Here is an 11,974-nt window from a genome sequence, read left to right as displayed (position 1 = left end):
CCCGGAGCAGCCTTTTTTTGTCGTCAATTCGCAGAAGCAAGGCGGCGCTAGCGCACAATCTCAACCCAGCCCTTGTAGGTGCGCCGGGTGTTGGCGAAGTCGGCGAACTCCACTTCGGCCAGGTAATAGTAAATGCCGTCCACCACCTTGGCCCCAATGCTGTTTGCCTCGCCCGTCGGCCCCCCGCCGTCCCAGTTTATGAGCACCGGGTCGTTGGCGGTGGTGGTGTTTTCGAAGACTTTCACGCCCCAGCGGTTGAAGGCCTTGAAGTGGATGCTGCGCACCGGGCTGTTGTTCCTGGGCCGGAACACGGCGTTCTGCCCGTCGCCGTTGGGGGTGAAGATGTTGGGCAGCTTGAAAAACACGCAGTTGTCCTGGCAGGCCACGTTGCTCGTGTCGCTCACCGCCCCGCTCGGGGCCACGGCCTGCACGGCGTAGCAGCCGCCGGAGAAGGCCAAATCGGTGTGCACGTAGCTGGTTTGGGTGGTGGTGCCCAGCAGGGTGAAAGGCCCCGTGGGCGCGGGCCGGTAGTACACCCGGTAGCTGGCAATGGTGGCGTCGCAGCCAGCGGGCAAATTGCCCACTTTCCAGCGCAAATGGTTGGCGTAGCGCTGGTCCAGGCCCGGAAACTCCTGGAGCGCGGCCAAACTGTCGCAGTTCGTGGTTTGCAGCGCGAGCACCGGGATGCAGGGCGGGCTGGTGAGCACCAGGCAGCGCTGCTGGCTCCGGTTCAGCAGCGAGCTGAGGTAGGGAATGCCGGCGTACTGGCCCTCGGTCTGCACGTAGTAACAGTACGTCTGCCCTTTCACCAGGCCGGGGTCGCTGTCGGCGTAGTTGCCGCCCGTGGCCGTGGTGGGGGCCGTGCCGAGGCGTGTGAACGGGCCCGTGCCGCCGGTGCGGCGGAAAATCACCGCCGGATGCGCCGTATTGTCCCACGGCACATTGTAGGTCCAGCTCACGGTGACGGCCGAAGCGGCGGCATTGGCCGGGATGGCATTCACCCGCACGCTGCTGGCCGTGGGCGAAGCCTCCCGCACGGCCGGCAGGTTGGCAGCCGGCGGGAACGTGCGCACAAACTCCAGCTTGTAGGTGAACTGCAGGTCCTGCGTGTTGACGTTGGTATCAGTATAGCAGGTATCGAGCAGCGACGTGAGGGTGGCGATGGGCGCGAAGGCCGTGGGTGTCAGGCCCTCGCCGCGCGACAGCACGTAGCTGGGCGTGCCGTCGAGCACCGTGCCGGCGGCGGCGCGCGGCTGGGTCCAGCACACCTGCACCTGGCCGTTGGCCACGCCCGTGTTTTCCACGTCTACTTTCACAATCCTGGCCGCGCTGCCCGTGAACGACACACAGGCTTCCTGCGAAGCAATACTGGCCCCGCCCGCTGGCAGCGGGAACTCCGCGTAGATGCGGTAGCAGTAGGTCTGGCCCCGGTCGAGGCCCTGCGCCGTGCCGCTGGCGCTCACGTTGCTATCGGTGAAAGTTGTAACGTTGGCCGCCACCGACCCGATGCGGGTATAGCCCGCCGAGGCCGGAATGCCGGTATCACAAGGCCCGGGCACAAAGCTCGACGGGTTGACTTTGCGGTAGATGTAAATCCGGGACGCGTTGGCGCAGGTGTACGTGTTCCAGTTCAGCACCGCGCTGTTTATTCCCCCGGAGGTGGTAGGAGCCGTTCGCAGGCCCTGCGGGGCCGGCCCAACAACGGTTATTCGCCACGTTTTCTCATCAATCAGCACCGGGTTGGTCGGCGTGGGCGGGTTAGGCGTATCCTGGGCCTTGAACACCACCAGGTACGGCAATTGGGCCACGTTATTGCACTGTGTTTGCCAAGTGAAGGTGCCGCGGGCCTGCGGTGGGCCGGTCAGGCTCTGGGTGAACGTGGCCGGGGGCAAAATGCCGGAATAGGCAAACAGTGAGATTGGCGTTTGGGCGGTGCTGCCAGGGCCCACGCCATCGGTGGCCGTCACGGTGCCGGTCACGGTCTGCCCCGCAATCACGCAGATATCGGGCGGAATGGTGATGGTGGGCGGCAGGTTGTTGGTGGCCGACACCACAATCTGCATGTCGCGCACCACTTCGCCAATCTTGCTACGTCCCAGCGGGGTGCGTCGCCATTCCTCCACCCGAAAAGCCACGTTGTACGGGCCCACGGCCACCGGGGCATTCCAGGTAATCTGGCCGGTGTTCACATCTATTTGAAAAATGGCCGGGGCACCCGGCACCCCCGGCGGCACCCCGCCATACCCCACCTGAATGGGTGGCACGCTGGCCGGCGTAACCGAGGGGTCGTTGGGCAAGCGGTAATTCGTGCATACCGCCGGGGTGGGCGTGTTGGTGCCAGGGCCGGGCACGCAGGGCGGACCCACCACGTACTGGGCCAGCACGGGGTTGTATTGGCAGGGCTGGAGCTTGAAGACCAGCGAGTCGCCATCCGCATCAAAGGCGGCCGGGTTATGCAAAAACACCTGGTTCAGGCCGGCTTTGTCGATTGCTGGCGCCCGCAATACCGGCGAGTGGTTGAGCCCCAGCGCGGGGTCCAGCTTGAAGGTGGTGCTGATGTAGAAGGACAAGTTGACCGAGTTGTCCATGTTCTGCACCCCGGCCACCCGGTTTTCGCCAATGAACTGCACTGTGAAGGTGCCGGCTGACGGGTAAATATGGTCAAAATAGTAAATGTTCAGGCTCGTGTCCGTGTTGCCGGGAATGGGCTTGGGCGCGCCGTCCCGTGGGATGCCGCCGAGGCAGCTGGAGGTGCCATCGCCAAAAAACACCGTTTCTACTTCCTCCGGCACGGGATGCGCATTATCCGTGTACAGCGTCAGCTTAAAAAAGACCCGCCGCGGATTGTGAGCGGCCGTGGTATCCACCTTGGCCTGAATATCGCCCGCCCGGATGTGCGTAGCCCAGGCCGCATCCGGCCGCAGGCCCAGCCCCATGGCAACCACCACCAAAAGCAGCGCCACCCGCCCCAACGCCCCAACCCGAAGTAGAGAAACCTGTATCATACTAACTTGACCAAGAAGTAAGAGAAGAACGATTGAGTCCCGGCCCGGCCGCCAAGCGGCAGCCAAGGCCAAATACCAAGCGGGCTCAACGGCTTTTTACGCCGCGCCCGTGCGTGTTAACGATGCCAGCGGCGGATAGATTCACCACGCCAACCAATGTTTTTTATGGCCGCGCTTACCGGGTACGAATAACGTTTGCACGTTGTCCGGTTAGCGGGTGAGGCCTACCTTTGAGCCATATAAACATACCTCTTCACTTCCCAAGTTTGGCTACTATATGAGTTGGATAACAAAAACTTTAACCAGCAGCATCGGCCGGAAGATTATCATGGCACTTACGGGCCTGTTTCTGTGCACGTTTCTGGTGGTCCATCTGATTGGCAACCTGCAGCTGTTCAAGCACGACCAGGGCGCAGCTTTCAATACCTATTCGCATTTCATGGGCACCAACCCCATCATCCGCACCATTGAGTGGGGCTTGGTGCTGGGTTTTGGCTTCCATATTTTTGAAGCTTTCGCCCTCACGCGCCGCAACAAGGCCGCCCGTGGCGCCACGGGCTACGTGAGCAACCACTCGGAGCAAAACAGCGAGTGGACCTCCCGTAACATGGGCATTCTGGGCAGCATCATCCTCATATTCCTGATTGTCCATCTCTACAACTTCTTCTGGCGCGCCCGTTTCGGTGGCTTGGACAAAATGGGCGGCGACAACCCCGAAACCCGCGACTACGACAACCTCTACATGGCCGTGGTGTCGTCGTTCCACATCTGGTGGTACGTGCTGCTGTACGTGGCCGCCCAAATCAGCCTCGGCTACCATTTGTGGCACGGCTTCCGCTCCGGCTTTCAGACCCTGGGCCTGAACCACCGCAAGTACACGCCCGTCATTAAGTACGTCGGCTACGCCTTTGCCGTGGTGGTATCGGCCGCCTTTGCCGCCATGCCGCTGTACTTCTTCCTGTTCACCAACGACCAGGGCGACCTCAAAGCGGCCATTGCCTCTCCCATTATGCACGCCGTGGCTTCGGCATTTTAATTGATTTGGGGCGATAAAACCGCCGACGCGCGCTAACACCTGCTGCGTCCGGCTGTTACCCTATCGCACAATCACTCAGTTACTCCTCCACTCCGTTTCTCTATGCAGCTGGATTCCAAATCGCCCGAAGGCCCCCTCGCCGAAAAGTGGGACAAGCACAAGTTCAACGTCAAGCTTGTGAACCCCGCCAACAAGCGGAAATACGACGTGATTGTGGTCGGCACGGGCCTGGCCGGCGCTTCGGCCGCCGCCTCGCTCGCCGAGCTGGGCTACAACGTGAAGGCTTTCACTTACCACGATTCGCCCCGCCGCGCGCACTCCATCGCCGCGCAGGGCGGCATCAACGCCGCTAAAAACTACCAGAACGACGGCGACTCCGTGTTCCGCCTGTTCTACGACACCATCAAGGGCGGCGACTACCGCGCCCGCGAAGCCAACGTGTACCGCCTGGCCCAGGTATCGGTCAACATCATTGACCAGTGCGTGGCCCAGGGCGTGCCCTTCGCCCGCGAATACGGCGGCCTGCTGGCCAACCGCTCCTTCGGTGGGGCGCAGGTAAGCCGGACGTTCTACGCCCGGGGCCAGACCGGACAGCAGCTGCTACTGGGGGCCTACTCGGCCCTGAGCCGCCAGATTGCCTACGGCAAGGTGAAGATGTACAACCGGTCGGAAATGCTCGATTTGGTGATGATTGACGGCGTAGCTCGCGGCATCGTAACGCGCAACGTCATCACCGGCGAGGTTGAGAACCACGCTGCCCACGCGGTGGTGCTGGCCACCGGCGGCTACGGCAACGTGTTCTACCTGAGCACCAACGCCAAGCAGTGCAACGTGACGGCCGCCTGGCGCGCCCACAAAAAAGGCGCTTACTTCGCCAACCCCTGCTTCACCCAGATTCACCCGACCTGCATTCCGGTGAGCGGCGACTATCAGTCGAAGCTCACGTTGATGTCCGAATCGCTCCGCAACGACGGCCGCGTGTGGGTGCCCAAAACCGTGGAGATGGCCCAGCGCCTGCGCAAAGGCGAAATCAAGGTTGCCGACATCAAAGAAGACGACCGCGACTACTTCCTGGAGCGCAAATACCCGGCGTTCGGTAACCTCGTGCCACGCGACGTGGCTTCCCGCAACGCCAAGCTGATGTGCGACGAAGGCCGCGGCGTGGGCAGCACCGGCCTGGCCGTGTACCTCGACTTCGCCGAAATCATCCAGCGCACCAGCGCCGAGGCGGTGAGCCAGAAGTACGGCAACCTGTTTGCCATGTACGAGAAAATCACCGGCGAAAACCCCTACGAGCTGCCGATGCGGATTTACCCCGCCGTGCACTACACCATGGGTGGCCTGTGGGTTGATTACAACCTGCAAACCACCGTGCCCGGCCTCTACGCTACGGGCGAATGCAACTTCTCGGACCACGGCGCCAACCGCCTCGGCGCTTCGGCCCTGATGCAGGGCCTGGCCGATGGCTACTTCGTAATTCCGTACACCATCGGCGATTACCTGGCTCAAACGCCGCCCAAGCCAGTGGATGCCAACCACCCCGCCTTTGCCGAGGCGAAGGCCGGCGTGCAGGCCCGCACCGAAACGCTGCTCAACATCAAAGGCACCCGCACCCCGGATGATTTCCATAAGGCCTTGGGCCACATCATGTGGGAATATTGCGGCATGGCCCGCAACGCCGAAGGCCTGCGCCACGCCAAAGCCGAAATCCAGAAGCTGCGCAAGGAGTTCTGGAGCGATGTGCGCGTGGTGGGTACCGGCGAGGAACTGAACCAGACCCTGGAGAAAGCTGGCCGCGTGGCCGATTTTCTGGAGCTGGGCGAGCTGATGATTGATGATGCCCTGGACCGCAACGAAAGCTGCGGCGGCCACTTCCGCGAGGAGTACCAGACCCCCGAGGGTGAGGCGTTGCGCGACGATGAGCACTACGCCTACGTGGCGGCCTGGGAGTACCAGGGTGATAACCAGCCCGAGAAGCTCAACAAGGAAGAGCTGGTATTTGAAAACGTGAAGCTGACGCAGCGCAGCTACAAATAAATTTGAGTTATGAGTTATGAGTTAAAAGTTATGAGTTTGGCAACCCCTTGGAATTGCCAATTTATCAAGCTTTTAATTCATAACTTTTGACTCATAACTCATAACTCAAAAAGATGGCCGGTTCCAACCCCAACGCTAAACCGATGAACCTGACCTTGAACGTGTGGCGCCAGGCAGGGCGCCACACGTCGGGAAAGATTGTGGAGTACCAAGTGAAGGACATTTCGCCCGATATGTCCTTTCTGGAAATGCTTGACGTGCTGAACGAAGACCTGCTCCGCAAGGGCGACGACCCGGTGGCCTTCGACCACGACTGCCGCGAAGGCATCTGCGGTTCGTGCGACTTGTTCATCAACGGCCGCAGCCACGGGCCCGAGAAGGGCACCACGACCTGCCAGCTGCATATGCGCAAGTTTTCGGATGGCGACACCATCACCATTGAACCCTGGCGTGCCAACGCCTTCCCGGTAAACAAAGACCTGAGCGTGGACCGCTCAGCCTTCGACCGCATTATTCAGGCCGGTGGCTACGTGAGCGTGAACACCGGCGGCGCGCCCGACGGCAATGAGATTCCGATTCCAAAGGAAATTTCAGACCGGGCCTTTGAGGCGGCTACCTGCATTGGTTGCGGCGCCTGCGTGGCGGCTTGTAAGAATGCCTCGGCCATGCTGTTTGTATCGGCCAAGGTTTCGCAGCTCGCCTTGTTGCCGCAGGGCCACGTCGAGCGCAAAACCCGCGTCGAAAACATGGTGGCCCAAATGGACAAGGAAGGCTTTGGGGCGTGCACCAACATTGGTTCGTGCGCGGCCGAGTGCCCGGTGGGCATTTCGCTGGAAAATATTGCCATTCTAAACCGCGAGTTCCTGGCGGCCAAGGCTACGTCGAATAACCTGGCGTAGAAGCCGGCAACGCCTAAAAGTGAAAGAGCGCGACGGGCATCCGTCGCGCTCTTTTTATGTCCGGCTCACCGGAAGCTGTGCCCTACCCTTCCTCCTGCAGCTTGGGCACCAGCCACACCACCAGGCCACCCAGCACGGCCACCAGGGCGAACGACCAGCGCAGGCTGGCCGCTTTGGCCACGAAGCCCACCAGCGGCGGCACCATCAGGAAGCCGAAGTAGCTCACGGTTGACACGGAAGCAATGGCCGCGCCGGCCCCGAGCGGGTTGGCCCGGCCCACCAGGCTGAACACCAGCGGCACCACGCACGACACGCCCAGCCCGCCCAGCACGAAGCCCAGGCCTGCCGCGAGCGGCGTGGGAAACGCGGCGGCCAGCAACAGGCCGGTGCTCATCAGCAGGCCGCTGGTCTGGAGGATGGGCTTGATGCCGAAGCGGCCCACCAGCCAGTCGCCGAGGAAGCGGCCGGTGGTCATGGCCACCATGTAGAGCGTGAAGCCGACGGCGGCCTGCGCTTTAGGCGCGTGCACGGCTTCGGTGAAATACACGCCGCTCCAGTCGTAGAAAGTGCCTTCGCAGGCCATGGAGGCGAAGGTGATGAGGCCGTATTTCAGCACGGTTTTGTCGGGCCAGGAGAAAAAAGACCTCGCGGCGGGCGCGGGCGGCAACGCCAGCGTGCCCGGAAAGAAAGCCAAAGCCAGGGCCGTGAGCCCAACCGACACGGCCACCAAATGGGTGGTGGTGGTTACCTCGGCTCTAATCAGCAGCGCCCCCAGCCCCGCTGCGGCAAAGCCCGCCACGCTCCAGATGCCATGAAACGTGGCGATGATGGACCGGGAATACCGGGCCTGCAAGCCCACCGACTGGGCATTGACGGACAGGTTGAGCAGGTTGCGCGAGCAGCCGAAGCAGAACAGCAGCCCGGCCAGCTGCCACGGGTGCGCCGCCAGGCCCAGCAAGCTCAGCGCGAGGTTGTAGAGCACGGCCCCGGCCAGCATTACCTGGCGGCTGCTGAAGCGTTGCAGCAGGCGGCCCGTTACGGGCAAGGTCAGCATCAGGCCGGCGGGCAGGGCCAGCAGCACGGCCCCCAATTGGGCCTCATTTAGCCCCAGCCGGTGCTGAATGATGGGAATGCGCGAAGCCCAGGTGGCAAACCCAAAGCCGGAAACGAAAAAGAACAGCGCAATGGCAACGCGGGCCCGGCGGGGCGAAATTTCGGGCGCTGCCAACACTTCAACTTCATTCATAGCGCGCGCAAAAGTAACGCGGCCAGTGGCACGGGGCTACTTTTGCCCCGTGCCTCCCCCACCCGACCGCCGCTTGTATTTGCTCTACGCCATCATTCTGGTGGACGTGGTGGTAGGGGCTGCCGTGGGACCGGTGATGCCGGAATTTGTGCGCGGGCTGCGCGAGCCGCAGCTGTGGCTGAGTGTGGGTACGGGGGTTTTTCTGGGGGTGCAGCTGTTTTCGGCCCCGCTGCTGGGGCGGCTGAGCGACGGCTACGGGCGGCGGCCCATTTTCATCCTGTCGGCGGTGGGCACGCTGCTGGCCAATGTGCTGCTGCTGCCAGTACGGGCGGGGCTATATTTTGTAAACCGCGTGTCGGATGGGCTAACCAACGGGATGTACGCCACGGCCCGCTCGGCCATTACCGACGTATCGACGCCGGAACGGCTGTTTCGCAACCAGGGAATTGAAGGCGCGATAATCTCGCTGGGCTTCGTGCTGGGGCCCATGGCCGCCGGCCTGCTGCTCACGGTGCTGCGAGTGCCGACCGGGCAGCAGGCCACCTACGTGGTGCGCCTGGCCGTGGCCCTGGCCGCCCTGAACGTGCTGCTGAGCTGCCTGCTGCCCGAAACCCACCGCCAGCGCAACGATGTGCGCGGAGCCGAGCTGCGCGCCGAGCTGGCCCTGAGCGTCAACCCGCTCACGCTGTGGGCGCGGCTGCGCGCCAAAAATGCCAGCAACCCCGGCATCCGGCGCATTGTGCTCACGCAAGTAGCCCTTACGCTCAGCACGGGCTATTATTTCTACTTTGTGCCCTTTGTGAGTCTGGGGCCGCTGAAACTGGATGCGCGGGGCATTTCCTACCTGTTCATCTTCTTTGGGGGGCTGAGCATTGTGCTGAATTACGGGTTTTTCACCTTCCTTGCCGACCGCATCAACCAGCGGCGCGCCATTGTGTGGCTGGCGGTGCTGGGCGCCCCGGTGCTGCTCGGCTACGGGCTGGTGGGCACCTCGAAGCTGGCGTTTTACGGGCTGGTCACGCTCGACTGCTGCACGCTGTCGCTCATCCAGGGGCTGCTGGAAGGCCGGTTGGCCCGCCACACCACCGAGGCCGACCGGGGCGAAATTTTCGGGCTCAACCAGGCTTTTCAATCCCTGGCCAGCGTGACCACGACGCTGGTTTTCGGCGGACTGTCGGTGCTGGATTTGCGGCTGCCGTGGGCGTGGTTTGCGCTGTGCCTGGCAGCGGTGGCGGGGCTGGCAGCACGTAAGTAGCCGGCAGTCCACACTCAGCCACTAACCAAGACAAAAGGCGCAGCAGCTATACTGCCGCGCCTTTTGTGCGTGCAAATAGTGCTGCACATCAGCTGGCACCCAATGCGGCGGCGTAAATCAACGCGAATTTAAACTCCATTTCAACGGCAAGGCCGTTATTCTTAAAATGCAAATTGCATTCACTTCCAAACCAGTCAATCACACTTAGCTTAACGCTCTTGGCCGGTGCAGCAAACACGCCTACAAATTCATTTACAGCTTTTTCACTGAGCGATTTACGACTTATGATGCAAATACCTGTTATATTGCCTTAGTTAAACAGCTGTTACGATTCTGACTTAAGTCTAAATCCCATTTTATATTAGATGATTGCCCCCTGGCTTGCGAGTCCCCGTTGCCCAAGCATTTTTTCGCCGCTATTTACTTTTCGTATTCCGCTATTTTCCCACCCCCATGAAGCATCTCCTCATCCTAATGCTGGCCTTGCTGCTGATTGGCACGGTCGTGCAGGCGCAGCAGCCTGTTGCTACGCCCAAGCCGGTACAGCCTGTTGCTATGCCCAAGCCGGTACAGCCTGCTGCGGGACCGGCCACTACCCAACCGACGGCTCCGGCTCCGGCTCCGGTGCAGGGGCTGGCCGATGAGCTTGACTGCCGCGTGCTCACCGGCCGCGTGACCGATAGGTTCGACTACCCACTGACGGGGGCCTCCGTGATGTTGCGCAGCCGCAACAGGGCACTCAGTGGCGACGCGTACATTACCAACTCCGAAGGCAAATACATGGTCACGGCCAACCAGGCCATCCCGCGCAATACAGTGCTGGAAGTCACGGCAGCCGGCTACAGCAGCATTGAGATACCGCTGGCCAATTGCAAGCCGCTGGACGTCACCCTGGAACCGCTGCCCGGCACCCGCTTCAAATCCGACGGGCGCATTAAAAAGACAAAACTGACCGGCAAGATTCACTGAGAAGCAGTCCGCCTGCTAACCCCAACCGGGGGCCGAGGCTGCCCGGGCGCGCTGGCTATGTGGCGGCCAGCCCTTTTAAAAAGGCATACGCCGTTTGCGGATGGCAGATATCGGAATGCCCGCTGATGTATTTGTCGGCTTGCAGGTTGCACACCTGCCCCGGCCCGAAGGCGTAGGCAAAACCCACGTCTTCCAGCTGGCCATTGGTGGCTTCCGGGGTCTTTTGGGCGCCGTTGCTGCCCAGGCCGCCGTAGGGGTCGTTGGGCCCGCCCACAATGCCCTGGGCCACCTGGCCGGCCAGCCGGGAGGCCAGCGGATACATGGTGCCCACGGCGCTGTCGTTGCGGGTGTGGCTGACCACGATGGGGCCGCTGACGGTGCGGTCGCGGAGCACCCGCCGAAAGAAGCCGTCGTGCTGGCCGTCGTATTTGTCCGAAAAACCAAAGTGCGAAAAGGCGCCTTGCAGCAGCGTCATTGAGCTGACCGGCGCACTGGAGCCCGCGTCGGCCCCCGCCGTGGCGGCCGTGAGCAGCCGGCACCCAAAGCTGTGCCCCACGAGGTGAATCTTAAGGTTCTTCAGCTGCTGGTCGGCCCGGATGCGCCGGAGCAATTCATTCACGCCGCCCTGGCCCACGGTGCCCGCCCGCTCCTTCATCTGGTAGTAGGTGGTCAGGTTCAGCGCGTTCATCGCCGCCGCTTTGATGCCGCCAAAGAAGCTGCTGCCAATGCCTGAGGCGTGGCCCACTGTGGGGGCTGGCACGGCCGGGGCCGGATGGCCAGTGCCGGTGCCAGTTGGCATTGAGGCCGTGGGAGGCGGGGTTTTTAGCTTGTCGAACAGCGATTCGCTGCTCAGGGTGCGAAACTTCGCAGCCTCGTCGAAATCCACGGCCTGGTCGTGGGCGGGCAGCAGGCCGCGCAGCAGGTCCACGAACTGCTGCCGGGCGGCGGGCTCGTTTTCCAGGCGGGGCACCAGGGCCTGGGCCTCGGTGAGCCGGGCGTCGGCATCGGCCGGGGCGAAGGTGCCTTTGAGCTGCGGGCTGGTGGGGCTGGCATCGGCGGTGCTTTTGAGGCGTTCCAGCTCGGCCACCAGCATGGCGTTGCTGATGCCGGCATTGGTGCCGGCGGCGGCCCCGGGAATCAGCTGGGCATCGGCAAATTTCTTGGACGGCCACAGCACGCCCATCACCACCAGGCGGCGGGCGGCCAGGTCAAGGTGGGCGGCGGGGTTGTTCAGCACGCCCTGCACTTCGGCCAGAAAGCGCTGGTAGAGGTCGCGGGCATCGGCCATGTCGTTGTTCCAGCCGTGCGAAAGCACCAGCAAATCGGTGGCCTGGGCCTGGTGCAGGCCGTCGAGCAGGGCCTGCGCCTGGGCGGGGGCGAACAGAGTGCCGTCTTTGGTGAACTCGACGGGGAAGAATGAGAATTGCTGGGAGCCGTCCATGGGAATTGAGCGAAAGTGGAAAGAATTGAAGTAGCGTAGTTTGTTCGGGTTCACTATTACTTAAGAACGTCATGCTTCATCTGGCG

8 protein-coding genes are annotated in these 11,974 nt (G+C 62.3%); 5 read left to right on the top strand and 3 right to left on the bottom strand.

Features of this window, described 5'->3' with window-relative positions; translation table 11 throughout:
* Positions 1 to 47 precede the first annotated feature (47 nt).
* Positions 48 to 3,005 (bottom strand): T9SS type B sorting domain-containing protein, encoded by a 2,958-nt coding sequence (locus tag J4G38_RS19055; protein WP_210518977.1) that lies wholly within the window; start codon positions 3,003 to 3,005, stop codon positions 48 to 50.
* Positions 3,006 to 3,282: 277 nt separating this feature from the next.
* On the opposite strand from J4G38_RS19055, the gene J4G38_RS19050 reads away from it, so the two are divergent.
* The 3 genes from J4G38_RS19050 to J4G38_RS19040 all read left to right on the top strand — a co-directional run bounded on the left by J4G38_RS19050 (position 3,283) and on the right by J4G38_RS19040 (position 6,977).
* Complete coding sequence (locus J4G38_RS19050; protein WP_210518979.1) at positions 3,283 to 4,041, top strand: succinate dehydrogenase cytochrome b subunit; 759 nt, start codon at positions 3,283 to 3,285, stop codon at positions 4,039 to 4,041.
* A gap of 102 nt (positions 4,042 to 4,143) precedes the next feature.
* On the top strand, positions 4,144 to 6,078 hold the full coding sequence (locus J4G38_RS19045; RefSeq protein ID WP_210518981.1) for a fumarate reductase/succinate dehydrogenase flavoprotein subunit: 1,935 nt from the start codon (positions 4,144 to 4,146) through the stop codon (positions 6,076 to 6,078).
* Positions 6,079 to 6,221: 143 nt separating this feature from the next.
* Positions 6,222 to 6,977, top strand: a complete 756-nt coding sequence (locus tag J4G38_RS19040; protein ID WP_210518984.1) for a succinate dehydrogenase/fumarate reductase iron-sulfur subunit — start codon at positions 6,222 to 6,224, stop codon at positions 6,975 to 6,977.
* An 82-nt stretch (positions 6,978 to 7,059) separates the two neighbouring features.
* Here J4G38_RS19040 and J4G38_RS19035 read toward each other — a convergent pair whose 3' ends face one another.
* The gene (locus J4G38_RS19035; RefSeq protein ID WP_210518986.1) at positions 7,060 to 8,223 is read right to left on the bottom strand and encodes an MFS transporter; all 1,164 of its coding nucleotides are present in this window, start codon (positions 8,221 to 8,223) and stop codon (positions 7,060 to 7,062) included.
* A gap of 49 nt (positions 8,224 to 8,272) precedes the next feature.
* Here J4G38_RS19035 and J4G38_RS19030 point away from each other — a divergent pair, with 49 nt between their 5' ends.
* On the top strand, positions 8,273 to 9,478 hold the full coding sequence (locus tag J4G38_RS19030; RefSeq protein WP_226163557.1) for an MFS transporter: 1,206 nt from the start codon (positions 8,273 to 8,275) through the stop codon (positions 9,476 to 9,478).
* A 453-nt stretch (positions 9,479 to 9,931) separates the two neighbouring features.
* The gene (locus J4G38_RS19025) at positions 9,932 to 10,447 is read left to right on the top strand and encodes a carboxypeptidase regulatory-like domain-containing protein (RefSeq protein ID WP_210518991.1); all 516 of its coding nucleotides are present in this window, start codon (positions 9,932 to 9,934) and stop codon (positions 10,445 to 10,447) included.
* Between the two features lie 55 nt (positions 10,448 to 10,502).
* On the opposite strand, the gene J4G38_RS19020 is transcribed toward J4G38_RS19025, so the two are convergent.
* A complete protein-coding gene (locus J4G38_RS19020) occupies positions 10,503 to 11,888 on the bottom strand; it encodes a hypothetical protein (RefSeq protein ID WP_210518993.1) in 1,386 nt (461 codons plus the stop codon).
* Positions 11,889 to 11,974 lie beyond the last annotated feature (86 nt).

The organism is Hymenobacter terricola, assembly GCF_017921975.2.
Taxonomy (GTDB): domain Bacteria; phylum Bacteroidota; class Bacteroidia; order Cytophagales; family Hymenobacteraceae; genus Hymenobacter; species Hymenobacter terricola.
This window is presented reverse-complemented; position numbering and strand designations above follow the sequence as displayed.